Here is a 17,909-nt window from a genome sequence, read left to right as displayed (position 1 = left end):
TGTCCCTCACCGGTGTTTCAGAGGTGTGAGTTGCTCGATGTCATACCTCGCCCGCAGTTCCTCGATCGCCGCATGGTCCGGCGGGCCCCCGCCGCCCAGGATCTCCAGCAGTTCCTCGAAGTACCGCTCGTGATCGGGCGGCGGGGACGCCTGGAAGAACATCTTCGCGGGGGTGTCCGTCGGGTTGGCGAACGCGTGCGGGCAGCCCGGCGGTACGACGATCACCGTGCCGGGGGTGGCCCGTACCACGCGATTCCCCGAACTCGACTCCCAGCGCTGCCAGTTGTCGGGAGTCCGGACCCGCGGCTCGAAGGCGAGGACGTCCAGTTCGCCTTCGAGCACGTAGAACAACTCCTCGCTGCGCGTGTGCACATGGGCGCCGACGTCGAAGCCGGGCGGTACCTCCACCTCGAAGGTGGACGCCGTGCGCGAGTGCGTCCCGGTCACCTTGAACGTGACGCGCTGGGCCGGGGTCTCCACGACCCGGCCGTGGCCCGGCGGTACCAGCAGGCCCTCCGTCGCCGTCACCGGCTGCTCACCATGTGACCGGCAGCGCTTCGGGACCGCGGATCAACGCCCCCTTCTTGAACGGCACTTGGCCGGGCGGTACGGCGAGCCTCAGGCCCGGAACCCGGTCCAGCAGCGCGTCGACGAGCAGCTGCGACTCCAGCCGGGCCAGCATGCCGCCCGGGCAGTAGTGCGGGCCGAAGCCGAACGACACATGGGGGTTCGGGGCGCGGGTGAAGTCGATCGTCTCCGGGGCCGGGAAGACGTCCGGGTCGCGGTTGGCGGCCAGGTAGGAGACGTAGACCGGGTCGCCCGCGCGGATCCGTACGCCTCTGATCTCCACGTCCTGCATCGCGATGCGCGAGAGACCGACGGCGTTGCGGTGCGGGATGTAGCGCAGCAGCTCGTCGATGGCCTGGGGGCGGATCTCCGGCTCCGCGCGAAGGCGCGCGGCCAGGTCGGGGCGGGTCAGCAGGAGGTAGAACATCTGGCCGCTGTTGTTGGTGACCGCCTCGCCGCCGATCTGCAGGAGTACGGCGAGACCGACGGCCTCCTCCAGGGTGATCTCCTCGCGGCCGACGGCGGCACCGAGCAGCGAGGCCACGTCCTCGCCGGAGCTGCCCTCCCGCAGGCCGATGAGGTCGGCGAAGTAGGCGCCCATCTCGTTCTTGGCCTTCTCGCTGACCTTCGCGCCGTGCGAGGAGGACAGGATCAGCTGGGTCCAGGTGTGCATGCCGTGCCGGTCGGCGGCCGGGACGCCCATCAGCTCGCAGATCACCGCGATGGGGAAGGGGGTGAGGACGGTCGCGGTGAGGTCCGCAGGGGGTCCGTCCTGCAACAGCTCGTCGACCAGCTCGTCCAGCAGCCGCCGCGACCGCTCGCGCACCCGCTCCACGCCCTTCGCCGTGAACGCGGCGGCCACCGAGCGGCGCAGCCGGGTGTGGTCCGGCGGATCGAGGAAGCCGACCGCGCCGCGCTGCGGGATGAAGTGCGGGGCGAGCCGGGTGACCGGCTGGTCCATGACCGCCTCACGGCTGAAGCGGGGGTCGTTGGTCACCATGCGGACGTCGTCGTAGCGCGTGACCAGCCAGGCCCAGCCCTCGCCGTTGGGCAGCTGGATGCGGGTGACGGGGCCCTCACGCATCAGCTCGGCCAGCACCGGGTCGAAGTCGACACCGGTCAGATCGAGGGCCGGCCAGTGCCGGATCGGGGGGAGGGTCTCGGTGAGGGTCTCTTCAGTCATGCCGTACTCATGCCGTTCTGTCGTCGGGGCTGTGCCAGTGGCCCAGCGCCATCTCCGCGGTGATGCCGGGCCCGAAACCGGCCAGCAGCCCGCGCGCCCGGTGCTTCGCTCCGCCCTCGTCGAACATCCGGCGCAGCGCGTCGAGGACGACGGCGCTGGCGATGTTGCCGTACTCGGTGAGCGTGGCCCGGCTGAACCGGAACGCGTGCGGATCGACCTGCAGAAACTTGCTGAGGTCGTCGAGAATGCGCGGGCCGCCGGCGTGAATGATGTAGAAGTCCAGGTCGGAGGCGTCCCAGCCGTGCAGACCTGCCAGCTCCTGGAGCGCCGGCGCGAGCGGCTCCATCGTGCCCGGCACCCGCTTGTCCAGCAGGAAGTGGAATCCGGTGGCCCGGACGTCGTACATGATCCACTCCTCGGTCTTGGGGATCAGGTACGAGCCGTTGCGCACCAGCTCGATGCCCTCGCCGCCCCGTCCGCGCACCGCCGCGGCGGCGATCCCGTCGCCGAACAGGCCGTTGGAGAGCAGGGATCCGACGCCCAGGTCGGTGGGCTGGTAGCACAGCGAGCAGAACTCGCAGGCCACGATCAGCGCATTGGCGTCGGGGTAGGCGGAGCAGAAGTCGTGCGCCCGGTTGATCGCGGCTCCGCCGGCCGCACAACCGAGCTGGGCTATGGGTATCTGGCGGGTGGTGCTGTCGAAACCCATCTCGTTGATCAGCCAGGCCGTGAGCGAGGGCATCATGAAGCCCGTGCACGACACGTAGATGATCACGTCGATGTCCTTGGTCAGCAGCTCCGCGTCGTCGAGCGCCCGCTGTATGACCGCGGGGACCCGGGCTTTCGCCTCGGCCTGGTAGACCTTGTTGCGCTCCTCGAATCCGGGATGTTTCAGCGTCTCTTCGATGGGCTGCACGATGTGCCGGGTGCGAACGCCGGTGTTCTCGATCAGCCGGAGGGCCAGCGGCAGTTGTGGATGGTCGGCGTGCCGGGAGCGTGCGAGCTCCAGCGTCTCCTCCATCGTGATCACATGCTCTGGGACGGACACCGAGGGTCTGCACAAAGTCGCCATGAACCGTCCTGCTTTCGCCGTCCGGAAGGCTTTCGGCCCCCGGGTCGAAAAGGGTTCACCTCAGGGGGTGGTTCACCCACGATCACCCGAGGAGGCGACGATCTCGCGCCGGACTACTCCGTATCGGGGACCCCGTGCCAAGGTCGAAGCAGGAGCCCCGCATCCGATCCCATGGAGGACGCAATGACGCGTACGGCCACGGAACTGCTGGAGACGGCCACCGCGAAGCTGGCACCGGACCCGCAGGCCAACCCGCTCGTCCCCCGCATCGCCCGGGGCGAGGCCTCCCGCGACACACTCGCCACGCTGGCACTGGAACAGCACCGGGTGATCCCGGCGGACCGCCGCGCGTTCCTCCATCTGGCGCAACGGGCCACGGAGGAACCGGAGGCCGCCGCGTTCTTCGGGATGCTCGCCGACGGCGAGGCGCTGGCAGCCGAACGGCTGCGGCCGTTCGCGCGGGCATGCGGCATCGACGAGGCGAGGACGCTCGCCTACGAGCCGCTGCCGGGCTGCCAGGCCTATCCGTCCTACGTCGCCTGGCTCGCCCTCAACGCCTCTCCGACCGACGCCGTCCTCGCCATCACCGCCAACTTCTCGGCATGGGGCGGCTATTGCGCCACCATCGCCCAGTCCCTGCGCGCCCATTACGGCTTCAGTGACGATGCCTGCGCCTTCTTCGACTTCTTCGCCCAGCCGGCCCCCGAGTTGGACGAGAGGGCGACGGCAGCAGTCCAGGCGGGCCTGGACGCGGGCTTCCTGAACGAGGACCGTGCACACGAGTACGGCCGCCTGCTGCAGAGCTACGAGTCCCTTTTCTGGTCAACGTTGCTGCAACTGGCCTAGCAGGGGCGCGGGGAACTGCGCGACCGGCCACAAACAACCCGCACCCGGCAGCGAACCAACAACCGCTACGGCGCAGTCCCGCTGCTATGAGCAATACACGCAACATCAATCCGGTCGGCCAACTTGGCCAGCTCAATGGTCAGTGCAGCGACCGTGTCCTCATCGAGCCCCGCCTCCCCGGCCTCGACCAGGTGCAGCCACCTTCCACCCACCGTCCGCAGCAGCTTGCTCACATCAGCCGCAGCCACCTGCAGGACACCGCGGTCATCGACGATCAGAGGCAGAGTCACTTCGCGGTTCACAACCGGGATGTTAGCCGCGCGGCACTCACGCACCGTGCCAAACCGTCGTGATGTTGCAGAACTCCCGGATTCCGTGCCCGGACAGCTCACGCCCGTAACCGGACCGCTTGACCCCGCCGAACGGGAACGCCGGGTGGGAGGCGGTCATCCCGTTGACGTACACGGCGCCCGCCTCCAGGTCCCGTACGAAGCGGTCCACCTCCGCCTCGTCCCGTGTCCACACGTTCGAACTCAGGCCGAACGGCGAATCGTTGGCGATGAGCACGGCCTCGTCGAGGTCGGACGCGCGATACAGCGTGGCGACGGGCCCGAAGGCCTCCTCGCGGTGGATGCGCATCTCCCGGGTGATCCCGGTGAGCACGGTCGGCGGGTAGTACCAGCCGGGCAGCTCGGGCCGGCGCAGCCGATGGCCGCCGCACAGCACCTGGGCCCCGCTGCGCCGCGCGTCCTCGACGAGCTCCTCCAGGTCGTCGCGCCCCTGCTCGCTGGAGAGCGGGCCGACGTCGGTGTCCTCCTCCATCGGGTCGCCGACCTTCAGCGCCTTCATGCCCTCGACGAAGCGTTCGGCGAAGGCGTCGTAGACGTCCGTGTGCACGATGAACCGTTTGGCGGCGATGCACGACTGCCCGTTGTTCTGCACGCGCGCGGTGACCGCGATCTGTGCGGCCCGGTCGAGGTCGGCGGACGGCATGACGACGTAGGGGTCGCTGCCGCCCAGCTCAAGCACCGTCTTCTTGACCATGTCCCCGGCGGTGGACGCGACCGCCCGCCCGGCGGGTTCGCTGCCGGTGAGGGTGGCCGCCTTGACGCGTTCGTCGCGCAGGATGTCGTCGACGGCGCCGGAACCGATCAGCAGGGTCTGGAAGCAGCCCTCCGGGTAGCCCGCCTGGTGGAAGAGGTCCTCCAGGAAGAGGGCGGTCTGCGGGACGTTCGAGGCGTGCTTGAGCAGGCCCACATTGCCCGCCATCAGCGCGGGCGCCGCGAACCGGATCACCTGCCACAACGGGAAGTTCCACGGCATCACCGCGAGGACGGGGCCGAGCGGGCGGTAGCGGACCCGGACGCGGGAGGCGCCCGAGTCCTTCACGTCGAACTCCGAGGGCTCCTCGTCGGCGAGGAGTTCCTCGGCGTGGTCGGCGTACCAGCGCATCGCCTTGGCGCACTTGGCGGCCTCCGCACGCGCCTGCTTGATCGGCTTGCCCATCTCGGTGGTCATGACGCGGCCGATGTCCTGCTGGATGTCGTCGAGGAGACCGGCCGCCCTGTGCATGAGGCGGGCGCGTTCGGCGAAGGGCGTCGTCCGGTACGTGCGGAACGTCGCCTCCGCGAGCTGGAGCCGGCGTTCGAGCTCCTCCTCGCCCATGGCCTCGTACGTCTTGAGCGTCTCGCCGTTCGCCGGGTTCACCGTCGCGATGGGCATGGCTGACCTCCTGGGGGCGGGCTTGGTTCGACCTTCCCGCGCGCTGCCGGTGACCGCAACGCGTGGGCGGCTGTGCGGTTAATCCGATTGCTCGGATTCCTCCGAGTGCTCCGCCAGGCGGTCGAGAAACGCGGCCTGCGCCTTGACGATCACATCTTTCGCGCGGTCCAGCCCGAACCACTCCACCCGGTCCAGCTCGGGGAACTCCTGGGTCTGCCCGGATCTCGGCGGCCACTCCATCCGGAAGGTGCCGGGGGAGATCGTCGCCGGGTCCAGGTCGGCCTCGACCGCCCAGGCGGTGACGGTCTTGCCGCCTGTCTGCCGGATCTCGCCCAATGCCACCGCCTCCCCGTCGGGCGGCTCAAGACCGAGCTCCTCCTGGAACTCGCGCCGGGCCGCCTCCCAGGCGGTCTCCTCGTCGGGCTCGTACTCGCCCTTCGGGACGGTCCACGCCCCGGCGTCGCGCTTGGCGAAGAACGGCCCGCCCATGTGGCCCAGCAGGACCTCCAGACCGCCACCGGTGCGCCGGAACAGCAGCAGACCTGCGCTGCGCCTGCCGCTCATGGCCTCACCTCCGGGTGCGCCGCGAGCAGCGTCTCGACCGTGTCCGCCTCCTCCGGGCGCTTGTCCTCGCGGTAGCGCACCACGCGGGCGAAGCGGAGGGTGACGCCGGCCGGGTAGCGGGTGGACTTCTGCAGGCCGTCGTAGGCGATCTCGACGACGAGTTCGGGTCGTACGGTCACCACATAGCCGTTGGTGCCCGTGGCGAGCTCCTGGAGGCGTTCGGTCTGCCAGGTGAGCGTCGCGTCGGTCATGCCCTTGAAGGTCTTGCCGAGCATGGCGAAGGAGCCGTCGGGGTTGCGAGCTCCGAGGTGGAGGTTGGAGAGCTTGCCGGTGCGGCGGCCGTGGCCCCACTCGGCGGCGAGCACCACCAGGTCGAGGGTGTGCACGGGCTTGACCTTCAGCCAGGACGCGCCGCGCCGGCCCGCGCTGTAGGCGGCGTCGAGGGCCTTGACCACCACGCCCTCGTGGCCACGCTCCAGGGTCTCGGCGAGGAAGTCCTCGGCCGCGCTCACGTCCTGCGGCCCCGAGACCAGGGCGCGCCGTACCCGCATCGGGTCGGGGACCAGCCGGGCCAGTTCGGCGTGCCGCTCGGCGAAGGGAAGGTCGAGCAGGTCGCGGTCGTCGACGGACAGCGCGTCGAAGAAGACGGGGGAGACGGGGACGGTCTCGGCGGCCGTCGCCACGTCCACGCGCGAGCCGACGCGCCCGGCCGTCTCCTGGAAGGACCGGGGCCGCCCGTCCGCCCCGAAGGAGATCACCTCGCCGTCCAGGATGAACCGTCGGACCTTCAACTCCAGGGCGGCCGTGGTGAGTTCGGGGAGGCGGTCGGTGATGTCGTCGAGGGTGCGGGTGTAGATCCGTACGCTGTCGCCGTCCCGGTGGACCTGCACCCGGATCCCGTCCAGCTTCTCCTCGACCGCGCACGCACCCAGCTTGTCGACCGCCTCGGCCACCGAGGAGGCGCTGTGCGCCAGCATCGGCAGGACCGGGCGGCCGACAGTGAGCCGGAAGCGGTCCAGTGCCGTCGGCCCGTCGGCGAGCAGCGCCTGCGCCACCGTCTGGAGGGAACCCGCGAGCATCACCGCCCGACGTACGTCCGCGGGCGGTGCCCCGGTGGCCTGCGCCAGGCCCTCGACGGCGACGGCGTCCAGGGCGCCCTGCCGGACCTCACCGGTCAGCAGTCCGAGCAGGAACCGCTGCTCGTCCTCGGTGGCCGCCCCCATCAACTCCCCGACCAGCCGGGCCCGTTCGGCCTGCGAACCGGTGCCCGAGACCTTGCCCAGCTCGCCGAGGAGGGCGTCCACCTGCCGCACGGTGAGCGTGGGTTCGGCGGCCGGGGCGACCGGGCGGCTGAGCACCTTCCAGCCGACGCCGAGCCGCCCCTGCGGCAGCCGTCCCGCCAGATACGGGATCACGATCGGCACGTCGTCCGCCTCGGCGTCCCGGAACAGCTCGGCGAGCAGAGCGATCTTCCGGGACCGCGCCGAGGTGGCGGCGACCTCCTGGGACACTTGGGCCAGGCGGGCAAGCAGCATGCAGCCATCCTCCAACGGAGGCGGGCGCTCTACACCCGGACGGCGATGGTTCTATGCGGGTACGGCCGTGTCGAGGTCGGTCATCAGCAGCTCACCGTTGATGAAGGCCCCTGCCCGGTAGCCCCCTGCCGCCGCGTTCACGACCTGCTCGGCGAAGCCCATCGCGTTGCCGACCGCCCAGACGCCCGGCACAGAGGTGAGCCCGGTCGGGTCGACCACCGGGTACGCGCCGAAGGGGGTCTCCTGGAGTTCGGCTCCCAGCCGCTCCAGCAAGCCGGTCTGCGGGACCGGACGGGGCGCGGTGAAGAAGATCTCGCGTGCATGCGTCGTACCGTCCGTCATACGTACGCCGGTGAGCCGGTCGTTCTCCACCACCAGCTCCGAGACCTCGCCGGGCACCACCTTCACCCCGGCCGCCGCGAGCCTGCGCTGATCGTCGTCCGAGAGCTCCTCCTCGGCCACGGTGTGCAGGAAGAGCGTCACGTCCTTCGACCACTGGGACACCATCAGCGCCTGGTGGACGCTCAGCGGGGTCGTGGCCAGTACGCCGAAGGCCCGGTCGCGGACCTCCCAGCCGTGGCAGTACGGGCAGTGCAGCACATCCCGGCCGAAGCGCTCGGCCACGCCGGGCACCGCCGGCAGCTCGTCCCGCAGGCCCGTGGCGATCACCAGCCGCCGTGCGCGCACGGTCCGGCCGCTGGCGAGGACGACCGCGAATTCCTCGCCCTTCGTGACGTCCACGGCCCGGTCGCGCACGAGTTCCACGCCGTAGCGTGCGATCTCCTCCCGGCCGATCGCCAGGAACGCGGCGGGTGGCATGCCGTCCCGCGAGAGATAGCCGTGCATATGGGCGGCGGGCGCGTTACGCGGCTCGCCCGCGTCGACGACGAGCGTGCGGCGCCGGGCCCGGCCCAGGACCAGCGCGGCGGAGAGCCCGGCCGCGCCCCCTCCGATCACGATCACTTCGTACTGCTCGCTGTGCTTCTCGGTCATGGGTGACCACCTCCACGCCCGACGGTCGCCCCGCCGCTGCCGCATTGACAAACCCGTTTGCCGAAACTGCAATGGCGTCCATGAGTGGCGACGACACGGACGAGGTCCTCGCGGAGGTCGGCCCCCGGCTGCGCCGGATCCGCAAGGAGCGGGGTTCCACGCTCGCCGGGCTGTCGGCGGCGACCGGCATCTCGGTCAGCACGCTGTCCCGGCTGGAGTCCGGACTGCGCAGGCCCAGCCTGGAGCTGCTGCTGCCGATCGCGCGGGCGCACCAGGTGCCGCTGGACGAACTGGTCGGCGCGCCGCCGGCGGGGGACCCGCGGGTGCGCGGCAAGCCCCTGGTGCGGCACGGCCGCACCTTCTGGCCGCTCACCCGGCAGCCCGGCGGTCTCCAGGCCTTCAAGGTGCTGGTACCGCAGGGCACGGAGGAGCCCGAACCGCGCACCCATGAGGGGTACGAGTGGCTGTACGTGCTGTCCGGGCGGCTGCGGGTGGTGCTGGGCGAGCACGACGTCGTGATGGCTGCGGGGGAGGCGGCCGAGTTCGACACCCGGGTGCCGCACTGGTTCGGGTCGACGGGGGAGGGGCCAGTGGAGTTCCTGAGCCTGTTCGGGCCGCAGGGGGAGCGGATGCATGTGCGGGCGCGGCCGAAGCGGTCATGACGGTCGTGCCGATACGACAACTCCGCGCCGATGCCTGTCTGTTGGCCGTTGCCCTACGCGTCAGACCCGGCCTGTGTGACCGCTGTGACGGGTGTTGCACACTGAGCGCATGACACGCATGAGGAAGATCGCAGCCGCGTTGCTGGCCGCATCGGCCGCGCTGCTCGCGATACCCCCCACCGCCTCCGCCACCCCCACCGCGCACAAGACCTTCTTCAGGGAGGACTTCGACCGCCTTCCCCTCGGGCCGGTCACCGCCGGCCGCGGCTGGAGCGCCGACACCTCGGGCGGTTCGCTGACCGTCGAGCCCGGCGCCACCGGCCACGGACACGAACTGCGGCTCCACACGGAGGGCAACGGCCGCGCCTTCCTCGCGCTGTCCGGTCTCGCACCTGCCGGCAACAGCCTCTGGGCCCGGTTGCGACTGCGCGTGGACCGCCTGCCCGAGGCTCCCGACTGGGCGCACTGGACCATCGCGGAGGCTTCCGGATCCGATGTCCCCACGCTGGTACGGCCGTTGGGTGGCCAGTACGTTCCCACCTCGAAGGGCAACTTCTGGGGGGTCGGCTCCGATCTCGGCCCCACCGGCGACTGGACCGCCTGGAAGACCTCCGCTCCCGCCACGGCCGGAACCTGGCAGTGCGTCGAATTCCACCTCGACGCGACCGACGACCGCGTCACCGTCTACCTGGACGGCGTGGAACAGCCCGAGTTGACGGTGTCGAGGAAGCAACACGGCGGCACGGCGGACGACTTCGTCTTCCCGCACTTCGACAGGCTCAGGCTGGGCTGGCAGTTGTACCAGGCCGACCCCAGCCCCTCCTCGTACGACATGCACATGGACGACGTGGCGCTGAGCAGCAGGCGGGTCGGCGGCTGCGGCTCGTGACGGGACGTCTGCCGCGCAGGGCGGCGCGCCGCGTTCAGTGCCCGGTGGACGGGCCTTCCCTCGCGAGCGGCGGACGGGATGTCCTGGCGCCGCGGGAGGCGGTGCGTGGCCCGCGGGTCCGGGTCTTCCGGCTCGGCGGTGGCGGTGCGGTCGAGGCGCGGACGACGAGGTCGACCGGCGGGCCACTCGGCGCCAAGGGCTCTGCCTTCGGGTTCTCGATGGCATGCACCAGCCGTTTGAGCCCGTCCTGGGCCACGGCGTCGAACGGCTGCCGCACCGTGGTCAGGGGAGGAGTCACATAGGCGGCGACCGGGATGTCGTCGAAGCCCACGACGCTGACGTCCCCCGGCACGCGCCGGCCGGCCTCGTCCAGCGCGCGGATCAGTCCGATCGCCATGTCGTCGTTGGCGGCGAAGACAGCGGTGACGCCGCCGTCCTCGGCCAGCTCCCGTCCCACCCGGTAGCCGGAGGCGGCCGACCAGTCGCCCCCGACGACCGCGGGCACCTCCCGGCCCTGCGCGGTCAGGGCCGTCCGCCACCCCTCGAGTCGGTCCCGGGCGGCGTACCACCGCTGCGGACCCGCGAGGTGATGAACCGTCATATGGCCGAGGTCCAGCAGGTGTTCGGTGGCGGTCCGGGCCATCAGATCGACGCCGTGGCCCGCGGTCAGCACCGTGGGCGCGGTGACGGGCGGCGGTGCGCCGAAGACGAGGACCGGAACGTCGAGGCGGAGGGAGGGCGCTGTGCCGTCGGTCTGCTCGTCGATCGGTTCGGAGATGACGATGCCGTCCACGCCCTGATCGAGAAGCGAGTCCACGGCACCCGCGACGCCCGCCGGGTCGCCCTCCACCGTGTTGACCACGCGCAGCGCGTAACCGGTGTCCCGGACGACCCGCTCCACACCCATGAGCAGCGAGGCGGGCCCGTACAGCGCCGTGCCCAGCGTCACCACGCCGATCGAGCGGGTGCGCCCGGAGGCCAGCGCGCGGGCGGCGTTGTTCAGCCGATAGCCGAGCTGCTCGGCGGCGTCGAGCACCCGCCGGCGCACGTCGGCCGAGACGTACGGCTCGTCGTTGAAGACCCGGGAGACCGTCTTCTGCGAGACACCCGCGAGCCGGGCGACGTCCACGCTGCGCGGCGCGAAGGAGCCTGCGCCCCGCCCTGTCCCTCGCGCCATGGTGCCTCCCGGTGGCCGTTCGATGCGGCTCAATGATGCCATTCGTGGCCGGGCCGACCCTGTGGCTGACTGCGCTGTCATGCGTCAGGGGTTCGAACGGCATCCGGAATCCGGGGGCGAGTGGGGCGGGGGCCGGACTCGGCGCTACAGGATGCCGATGTTGGTGAGCGGGATGTTCCAGTCATTGCTCTCGACGTCACCACGGCCGTCCTGGGCCGCGGCCGGTACCGCGAACAGCATCAGCCCGGCGACGGCGGTGGCCAGGACGGCGACGACACGACGCTTCACGGTTCCTCCTCCATGACGGCAGTGCCGCCCACCCTGCTCCGGGCCGGCCGCCCCGCCGGCCCGGACACGCCGCGCGGCCCGCGGAATCAGCCGCTCGGTGGCGGCACCGCTCCTGCCGGCTGTCAGCTCCCGGACAGCTCGGAGGCGGTGAAGCGCTCGAACCCCGCGTGGAAGGCCGTGCCCCGCGGGTCGGTCGCGTTGTAGTGGAAGGCGGACACACCGCAGCCCCGCGCGTCGAAGGCGGCCCCCGTGTACGAGGCGACCCGGGTGCCGTCCACGCCGAGCTCGACCCTGATCCGGCCCGCACCGGCCGGGGAACAGGTCATCGCCATGTCGACCTGCTGCCGGCTCGCCACCTTCAGACCCACGTCCGCGAGGTCGACCTCGACGACCCGGTCATGCTGGAAGGCCCCCTTGAACCGGAACTCCCGCACGATCAAAGCCTCCTGACCTGTCGTCAGATAGGTCGCCCAGCGAGAACCCTTCCAGTAGTCCCCCGAGCCGTTGCACCACAGCCCGACCCCGCCGTCGCCCCCGTACCACTCCGTCTGGGTGCTCAGCCGTACCGCGAACGACGACGGCTCGAAGGGGGCCTGCGGCCACACCTCCAGCTCGGACCTCGGGTCCACCAGCATGGTCCCGCCCTGGTGCGTGATCTTCGCCAGGGTCGGGTCCTTGTGCGACCAGTCACCCGAATCGGTCAAGTCGTCGGTGTACGAGAGGGGTTGGGAGCCTGCCGCGTTCTTCGGCCTTCCGGACGAGGAGGGGGAGCCCGAGCCATGGGCTCCCCCCGAGGAGGTGGTGCTCAGCACGACGGCAAGCAGCACCGCCGCCGCGGCACTGCCGGCCGCGAACCCCCACAGCCGCAGCTGCCTGGCACTGGTGCCCAGGCGGGAGCCGCCCTTCCCGCGCCCGGCCGCCGGCAGCGGTGGCTGTGGCGTCCCCGACTGCGGCTGCGCGCCCTCCGCCGCCCCCGCGAGCCGGGTGACGAGCTGGGCCGCGGTGGGCCGCTGAGCCGGGTCCTTGCGCAGACAGTCGGCGACGACCGAACGGACCGGCTCCGGCACCGCCGAAAGATCCGGGTCGCGCTCACACACCGCGACGAGCACCTCGTAGCCGCTCTCCCCCTCGAAGGGATGCCGGCCCGTGGCGGCGAAGTACAGCGTGCCGCCGAGGGAGAACACATCGGTGGCGCCGCTGACCCGCATCGATCTGACCTGCTCGGGCGACATGTACGCGGGCGAGCCGAGCACACTGCCCGGTGTGGTGAGCGCCGACTCGAGCAGCCGGTCGTCGCGGGCGATACCGAAGTCGATGATCCGCGGCCCGTCCGGGGAGAGCAGGATGTTGGACGGTTTGATGTCCCGGTGCACGACACCCACCCGGTGCACCTGCGCCAACGCGTGCGCGACCGCCAGTGCCACGGACTGCAGCCGCCCGGAGGACAGCGGGCCGCCCGCGGCCACATGCTGGTGGAGCGTGGGGCCCGGCACGAACTCGCTCACGATGTACGGATGCCGCCCGGTCAGGTCGGCATCGAGGACCCGTGCCGTGGCCAGCTCGCCGACCCGGCTCGCCGCACCAAACTCCCTCCGTACGCGGGCCAGCGCGATCTCGTCGTACTCCTTGCCCGGCAGTAGGAACTTCACCACCACCTGCCGCCCCGCCCGGTCCCGGGCGAGCCACACCACCCCTTGCCCACCCCGGCCCAGCTCACGCTCGCAGACGTACCCGCCCACCGACAGCTGCATCCGTGGATCCATGCCCCCGCCCCCAGCCCCGCCCCCGGTCCATGGCCGTTCTCCAGCGTATCGGCCCACTTGGTCCGTGACAGGGCTCTTGTCCGGGTTCACGCCTCAGTCCGAGCGGGGATCCACATGGATCTTGGGGCCGGGCCCGGCGCCGGACGGGCGCTCTCCGGCGAGTACGGCGCCCGCCTCGTCGAGACCCACGGTGGCGGCGACGAGGGGCCTGGGGTCGACCGAGCCGGTGGCGTAGGCACGGATGGCGGCGTCGAGGCCGGGAGAGGCGGACAGGATGCCCACCGCGGTGACGTCCTTGAGAGCGAGCGTGCGGGTGTCGATCCTGCTGGGTTCGCCGGCCAGCCCGATGTACACGACCCGGCCCGACGGCTCGACAAGCTCCAGGGCCCTGTCCGGCAGATGAGCGGCGTTCGAGGCGTCGACGACCGCGTCGAAGGGCAGGTCCGGCAGGGAGTCCTCCGCCCAGACGTGCTCGAAGCCCAGCGCCCGGGCGAAGTCGAGGGAGCTGTCGGTGCTGCCCATCAGGTGGACCTCCGCCCCGGTCGTCCGGAGGAACATCGCGGTCAGCAGTCCGATGGTCCCCGGTCCGAGGACCAGGGCGCGGTCCCCGGGACGGGGAGCGGCGGCCTCGGCGGCGCGCAGGGCGTTGCCGCCCGGCTCCACGAGCGCCCCGAGCACGGCGTCGACGGAGTCGGGCAGGAGGTGCAACGAGGAGGCGGGGACGGCGAGTTGCTCGGCCAGGGCGCCGGGCCGGTTCCCGCGTACGCCGACCTCCTGCCGCTTCTCGCACACGTGCTGGTGGCCGCGCAGACAACGGCGGCACGCACCGCAGCCGAGCATGGTGTCGCCCATGACGCGGCGCCCGAGCCAGCCGGGGTCGACACCGGCGCCGAGCGCCGCCACCCGCCCCGCCCACTCATGACCGAGGCGCATCGGGTAGGCGGCGTGACCTTGGTGGAGATAGGCCATCGCGCCGGTGAAGAACTCCACGTCGGTGCCGCACACGCCGACCCGTTCGACGTCGACGACGACTTCGCCGGGGCCCGCCACCGGCGCCGCGACCTCCTGTACGGCGTACTTGCCGGGGCCGGTCAGGACGAACGCGCGCATGGGGTGACCGGTCACCGGGGTCCGAGCACGTGCTGCCGCTGGGTGCCGAGCTGCTGGATGCCGAGTTCCATCACGTCGCCGGGCTGGAGATACACGGGCGGAGTGAGGCCCATGCCGACGCCGGGCGGGGTGCCGGTGTTGATCAGGTCGCCGGGCTCCAGGACGAGGAACTGGCTGAGGTAGTGCACGACGAAGTACGGGTCGAAGATCATCGTCTTGGTGTTGCCGGTCTGCCGGCGCACCCCGTTGACGTCCAGCCACATGTCGAGCGCGAGGACGTCCTCGATCTCGTCGGCGGTGGCCAGCCACGGGCCCGCGGGATTGAAGGTCTCCGCGGACTTGCCCTTGGCCCACTGCCCGCCCCGCTCCAGCTGGAAGGAGCGCTCACTGACGTCGTTGACGACCACATAACCGGCGATGGCCTCGCGCGCCTCTTCGACCGAGTCCAGGTAACTGGTACGCCTGCCGATGACGATGCCGAGCTCCACCTCCCAGTCCGTCCTGGTGGAGCCGCGCGGGATCCGCACGTCGTCGTGGGGACCGACCAGGGTGTTGGGCGACTTGGTGAACAGGATCGGCTCGTCGGGCACGGCCATGCCGCTCTCGGCCGCGTGGTCGCGGTAGTTGAGGCCGATGCACAGGATCTGGTGCGGGCGGGCGACGGGGGCGCCGATGCGCTCCCCGGCGAAGCGGGACACCTGCCCGGCCGCCGCCCGCTCCGTCACGACGGGACGGACGCGGTCGAGGCCGCCCGCGCCGAAGAACGCCTCGTCGAAGTCCGTGACGACGTCCGAGAGGTCCACGTAGGTCTCGTCGTCGATGCGGGCGACGGGCTTTTCGGCGCCGGCGGCGCCGATGCGCATGAGGTACACGAGCTCAGTCTCCAGGGTGGGTTCGACGGGGTGGGTGGGTGGCCCCGGCGGGGCTTCAGCGGTGGGGCTCGCCGAGGGGACCGAGCAGGGCACGGATCTCGTCAGTCGCTTCGACCAGGGTGCTCAGCGGTGTCCGGTAGGTCAGCGCACTGACGCTGACGGCTCCGGACGGCGTCCTCGGCGAGGTCGCGTACACGGGCAGGGCCAGGCAGTTGACGCCCGGTTCGTTCTCCTGGTCGTCGAGGGAGTGGCCCCGCTCGCGGATGGTCTGGAGCTCGCGGTGAAGCGCGTCGGCGGTGCACAAGGTCCGCGGGGTGCGCCGCACCAGGGGAGAGCCGCCGATCCATGCCTCGACCTCCGCCAAGGTGCCCAGGCGGCGGGCCAGCAGCAGTTTTCCGACTCCGGTGGCGTGCGCGGGGTTGCGGCCGCCCACCATCGAGGTGAGACGGACGGCGCCGCTGGGCGGATCGACCTTGGCGCGGTAGACGACCTCACGGCCGTCGAGGACCGCGTAGTGCGCGGTCTCGCCGAACCGCTGCGCCAGCGCCTCCAGGACCGGGCGGACGCGGACATGGTCGGGCCGGGCCTCGTGGTGGGCGAAGGCCATCCGCAGGAACTCGTCCCCGAGCGCGTAGTGGCCGCGGGCGTCCTGACCGGCCAGACCCGCCCGGCGCAGGGCCGCGAGCGCCCGGTGCACGGTCGGCTTGGGGCTGCCGATCACCCGGGTCAGCTCCTCCAGGCCCACGCCCTCGGGATACCGGGCAAGTTCCTTGAGGACGGCGAGCACGCGGTCCGACCCCACGAGCCGGCTTCCGTCGGCGCCGGTCGAGCCGTCCGTGCCGGGGTCTGTCGGACCCCCGTACGTCTGCGTACGCTTCATGATGTTCCGGACTCTAGAGCGCCGTACCGACTATTGGAAGGGCTCCATGGTGACGCTCCGCAGCGCGCAGTGGTACGAGGGCCAGGACCGCAACGCCTATATCCACCGGGCCTGGATGCGGCGGGGCGCACCGGACGACGCCTTCACCGGGCGCCCGCAGATCGCCATCGCCAACACCGCCTCGGACCTGACCCCCTGCAATGCCCATCTGAACGAGGTCGCCGCGTCCGTGCGCAACGGCGTGTACGAGGCGGGCGGGATCCCCCTGGACCTGCCCGTGGTGTCGCTGGGCGAGACGAACGTCCGTCCCACGGCCATGCTGTGGCGCAACATGGCGGCGATGGCCACCGAGGAGATGCTGCGGGCCAACCCCGTCGACGGCGTCGTCCTGCTCGGCGGCTGCGACAAGACGATCCCCTCGCTGCTGATGGCCGCCGCCTCCGTCGACCTGCCCGCCGTCGTCGTACCCGGCGGTCCGATGCTCACCGGAACCTTCCGCGGCACGCCCCTGGGCTGCGGCACCGATGTGTGGCGGCTGTCCGAGGAGGTCCGCGGGGGCACGCTCTCCCAGGAGGAGTTCACCCGCTCCGAGTCGTCGATGATCCGCAGCCGGGGTCACTGCAACACCATGGGCACGGCATCGACGATGGCCCTGGTGGCCGAGGCCCTGGGCACGGTCGTGCCCGGAACGGCCGGAACTCCCGCCCCCGACAGCCGGCTTCTCCAGGCGGCGCACCGCACGGGCCGGCTGGCGGTGGACATGGTGGGCGCCGACCGTAGGCCCGCTTCCTTCCTGACCAAGGCCTCCTTCCACAACGCGATCGTGGCGCTCGCCGCCGTCGGAGGCTCCACCAACGCGGTCGTCCACCTCCTCGCCATCGCGGGCCGCCTCGGCATCGACCTGTCCCTCGACGACTTCGACCGCATCGGCTCCCGGGTACCGGTCCTCGTCGACCTCCAGCCGGCCGGCCGCTTCCTCATGGAGGACTTCCACCGCGCCGGCGGCCTCCTTGCCGTCCTGCGCGAAGTCCGCGACCTGCTCGACCCCGACGCCCTGACCGTCACCGGCAGCCCCCTGGTCGAATTCCTCGACGACGCCCTGATCTGGGACGAGGACGTCATCCGCCCCCGCGCCCAGCCGCTCGTCGCCGAGGGCGGGATCGCCGTCCTGCGCGGCAACCTCGCCCCCGACGGCGCCCTCGTCAAACCGGCCGCCGCCTCACCGCACCTGCTGCGCCACCGCGGCCGGGCGGTCGTCTTCGACTCGATCGAGGACTTCCACGCCCGTATCGACGACCCGGACCTCGACGTCGACGCCGACAGCGTGCTGGTCCTGCGCGGCTGCGGCCCCAAGGGCTACCCCGGCATGCCCGAGGTCTCGAACATGCCGCTCCCGAAGAAGCTCCTCGAACAGGGCGTCCGCGACATGGTCCGCGTCTGCGACGGCCGCATGAGCGGCACCGCCTACGGCACGGTCGTCCTGCACGTGGCCCCGGAAGCCGCCGCCGGCGGCCCCCTCGCAGTGGTGCGCACGGGGGACGTCATCTCCCTCGACGTCGATGCCCGCCGCATCGACGTCGAGGTACCCGCCGACGAACTCGCCCGCCGGACCCCCGACAAGGAGACCCTCACGGGTTTCGCCAACCCCCGCCGCGGCTGGGAACGCCTCTACATCGACCACGTCCTGCAAGCCGACACCGGCGCCGACCTTGACTTCCTCGTCGGCTCCAGCGGCTCGGAGGTGAGCCGCGAGTCGCACTGAGCGACATGCCCCTTCTCGGCCGCC

General features: G+C 71.4%; 17 protein-coding genes and 1 pseudogene. 4 read left to right on the top strand and 14 right to left on the bottom strand.

What is annotated here, in order from left to right; genetic code table 11:
* Window positions 1–6 precede the first annotated feature (6 nt).
* The 3 genes and pseudogenes from ABT254_RS35015 to ABT254_RS35005 all read right to left on the bottom strand — a co-directional run.
* On the bottom strand, window positions 7–528 hold the full coding sequence (locus ABT254_RS35015; protein ID WP_351479330.1) for a cupin domain-containing protein: 522 nt from the start codon (window positions 526–528) through the stop codon (window positions 7–9).
* 7 nt (window positions 529–535) lie between these two features.
* Window positions 536–1,750, bottom strand: coding sequence for a cytochrome P450 (locus ABT254_RS35010; RefSeq protein WP_351479327.1), 1,215 nt, complete (start codon window positions 1,748–1,750; stop codon window positions 536–538).
* 7 nt (window positions 1,751–1,757) lie between these two features.
* A pseudogene (locus ABT254_RS35005) lies at window positions 1,758–2,834 on the bottom strand (type III polyketide synthase); the annotation flags it as partial.
* 171 nt (window positions 2,835–3,005) lie between these two features.
* Between ABT254_RS35005 and ABT254_RS35000 the strand changes: the two are divergent.
* The gene (locus ABT254_RS35000) at window positions 3,006–3,668 is read left to right on the top strand and encodes a thiaminase II/PqqC family protein (protein WP_351479324.1); all 663 of its coding nucleotides are present in this window, start codon (window positions 3,006–3,008) and stop codon (window positions 3,666–3,668) included.
* A 65-nt stretch (window positions 3,669–3,733) separates the two neighbouring features.
* Here ABT254_RS35000 and ABT254_RS34995 read toward each other — a convergent pair whose 3' ends face one another.
* From ABT254_RS34995 to ABT254_RS34975, 5 genes are all read right to left on the bottom strand, one after another.
* A complete protein-coding gene (locus tag ABT254_RS34995; RefSeq protein ID WP_351479321.1) occupies window positions 3,734–3,970 on the bottom strand; it encodes a DUF6213 family protein in 237 nt (78 codons plus the stop codon).
* A gap of 25 nt (window positions 3,971–3,995) precedes the next feature.
* Window positions 3,996–5,390: an NADP-dependent succinic semialdehyde dehydrogenase gene (locus ABT254_RS34990; protein ID WP_351479318.1), complete on the bottom strand. Its 1,395-nt coding sequence runs from the start codon at window positions 5,388–5,390 to the stop codon at window positions 3,996–3,998.
* 78 nt (window positions 5,391–5,468) lie between these two features.
* Window positions 5,469–5,954 (bottom strand): NUDIX hydrolase, encoded by a 486-nt coding sequence (locus ABT254_RS34985; protein WP_351479315.1) that lies wholly within the window; start codon window positions 5,952–5,954, stop codon window positions 5,469–5,471.
* Window positions 5,951–7,489: an ATP-dependent DNA ligase gene (locus tag ABT254_RS34980; RefSeq protein ID WP_351479312.1), complete on the bottom strand. Its 1,539-nt coding sequence runs from the start codon at window positions 7,487–7,489 to the stop codon at window positions 5,951–5,953. Before ABT254_RS34980 ends, ABT254_RS34985 begins: the two co-directional genes overlap by 4 nt.
* A gap of 51 nt (window positions 7,490–7,540) precedes the next feature.
* Window positions 7,541–8,482 (bottom strand): NAD(P)/FAD-dependent oxidoreductase, encoded by a 942-nt coding sequence (locus tag ABT254_RS34975; RefSeq protein WP_351479309.1) that lies wholly within the window; start codon window positions 8,480–8,482, stop codon window positions 7,541–7,543.
* Window positions 8,483–8,562: 80 nt separating this feature from the next.
* Between ABT254_RS34975 and ABT254_RS34970 the strand changes: the two genes are divergently transcribed.
* A complete protein-coding gene (locus ABT254_RS34970; RefSeq protein WP_351479306.1) occupies window positions 8,563–9,144 on the top strand; it encodes a helix-turn-helix domain-containing protein in 582 nt (193 codons plus the stop codon).
* Between the two features lie 109 nt (window positions 9,145–9,253).
* Window positions 9,254–10,033, top strand: a complete 780-nt coding sequence (locus tag ABT254_RS34965) for a hypothetical protein (protein WP_351479303.1) — start codon at window positions 9,254–9,256, stop codon at window positions 10,031–10,033.
* Between the two features lie 34 nt (window positions 10,034–10,067).
* Here ABT254_RS34965 and ABT254_RS34960 read toward each other — a convergent pair whose 3' ends face one another.
* The 6 genes from ABT254_RS34960 to ABT254_RS34935 form a co-directional block, all read right to left on the bottom strand.
* Window positions 10,068–11,210 carry a LacI family DNA-binding transcriptional regulator gene (locus ABT254_RS34960; RefSeq protein ID WP_351479300.1) on the bottom strand — a complete coding sequence of 381 codons (1,143 nt, stop codon included), beginning with the start codon at window positions 11,208–11,210 and terminating at the stop codon, window positions 10,068–10,070.
* 144 nt (window positions 11,211–11,354) lie between these two features.
* Complete coding sequence (locus tag ABT254_RS34955; RefSeq protein WP_351479294.1) at window positions 11,355–11,498, bottom strand: hypothetical protein; 144 nt, start codon at window positions 11,496–11,498, stop codon at window positions 11,355–11,357.
* A 122-nt stretch (window positions 11,499–11,620) separates the two neighbouring features.
* Entirely contained in the window at window positions 11,621–13,249 is a 1,629-nt protein-coding gene (locus ABT254_RS34950; RefSeq protein WP_351479291.1) for a serine/threonine-protein kinase, read from the bottom strand.
* 105 nt (window positions 13,250–13,354) lie between these two features.
* The gene (locus ABT254_RS34945) at window positions 13,355–14,371 is read right to left on the bottom strand and encodes a zinc-dependent alcohol dehydrogenase (RefSeq protein WP_351479288.1); all 1,017 of its coding nucleotides are present in this window, start codon (window positions 14,369–14,371) and stop codon (window positions 13,355–13,357) included.
* Between the two features lie 11 nt (window positions 14,372–14,382).
* On the bottom strand, window positions 14,383–15,243 hold the full coding sequence (locus ABT254_RS34940; RefSeq protein ID WP_351479285.1) for a fumarylacetoacetate hydrolase family protein: 861 nt from the start codon (window positions 15,241–15,243) through the stop codon (window positions 14,383–14,385).
* A 55-nt stretch (window positions 15,244–15,298) separates the two neighbouring features.
* Window positions 15,299–16,123 (bottom strand): IclR family transcriptional regulator, encoded by an 825-nt coding sequence (locus ABT254_RS34935; RefSeq protein ID WP_351479282.1) that lies wholly within the window; start codon window positions 16,121–16,123, stop codon window positions 15,299–15,301.
* Window positions 16,124–16,169: 46 nt separating this feature from the next.
* On the opposite strand from ABT254_RS34935, the gene ABT254_RS34930 reads away from it, so the two are divergent.
* Window positions 16,170–17,885: an IlvD/Edd family dehydratase gene (locus tag ABT254_RS34930; RefSeq protein WP_351479279.1), complete on the top strand. Its 1,716-nt coding sequence runs from the start codon at window positions 16,170–16,172 to the stop codon at window positions 17,883–17,885.
* Window positions 17,886–17,909: the final 24 nt, after the last annotated feature.

The sequence above is a fragment of the Streptomyces sp. NPDC001137 genome, from assembly GCF_040298885.1.
In the GTDB taxonomy this organism is placed as follows: Bacteria; Actinomycetota; Actinomycetes; order Streptomycetales; family Streptomycetaceae; genus Streptomyces.
The sequence above is the reverse complement of the archived record's forward strand: the minus strand, read 5'-3'. Positions and strand labels throughout refer to the sequence as shown.

Excerpts from the sequence above, each read along its gene's own strand:
- ABT254_RS35000 (WP_351479324.1), top strand. The coding sequence starts at position 3,006 with ATGACGCGTACGGCCACGGAACTGCTGGAGACGGCCACCGCGAAGCTG.
- ABT254_RS34935 (WP_351479282.1), bottom strand. The coding sequence starts at position 16,123 with ATGAAGCGTACGCAGACGTACGGGGGTCCGACAGACCCCGGCACGGAC.
- ABT254_RS34975 (WP_351479309.1), bottom strand. The coding sequence starts at position 8,482 with ATGACCGAGAAGCACAGCGAGCAGTACGAAGTGATCGTGATCGGAGGG.
- ABT254_RS34960 (WP_351479300.1), bottom strand. The coding sequence starts at position 11,210 with ATGGCGCGAGGGACAGGGCGGGGCGCAGGCTCCTTCGCGCCGCGCAGC.
- ABT254_RS34945 (WP_351479288.1), bottom strand. The coding sequence starts at position 14,371 with ATGCGCGCGTTCGTCCTGACCGGCCCCGGCAAGTACGCCGTACAGGAG.
- ABT254_RS34965 (WP_351479303.1), top strand. The coding sequence starts at position 9,254 with ATGACACGCATGAGGAAGATCGCAGCCGCGTTGCTGGCCGCATCGGCC.
- ABT254_RS34990 (WP_351479318.1), bottom strand. The coding sequence starts at position 5,390 with ATGCCCATCGCGACGGTGAACCCGGCGAACGGCGAGACGCTCAAGACG.
- ABT254_RS34985 (WP_351479315.1), bottom strand. The coding sequence starts at position 5,954 with ATGAGCGGCAGGCGCAGCGCAGGTCTGCTGCTGTTCCGGCGCACCGGT.
- ABT254_RS34980 (WP_351479312.1), bottom strand. The coding sequence starts at position 7,489 with ATGCTGCTTGCCCGCCTGGCCCAAGTGTCCCAGGAGGTCGCCGCCACC.
- ABT254_RS34950 (WP_351479291.1), bottom strand. The coding sequence starts at position 13,249 with ATGCAGCTGTCGGTGGGCGGGTACGTCTGCGAGCGTGAGCTGGGCCGG.
- ABT254_RS35010 (WP_351479327.1), bottom strand. The coding sequence starts at position 1,750 with ATGACTGAAGAGACCCTCACCGAGACCCTCCCCCCGATCCGGCACTGG.
- ABT254_RS34970 (WP_351479306.1), top strand. The coding sequence starts at position 8,563 with ATGAGTGGCGACGACACGGACGAGGTCCTCGCGGAGGTCGGCCCCCGG.
- ABT254_RS34930 (WP_351479279.1), top strand. The coding sequence starts at position 16,170 with ATGGTGACGCTCCGCAGCGCGCAGTGGTACGAGGGCCAGGACCGCAAC.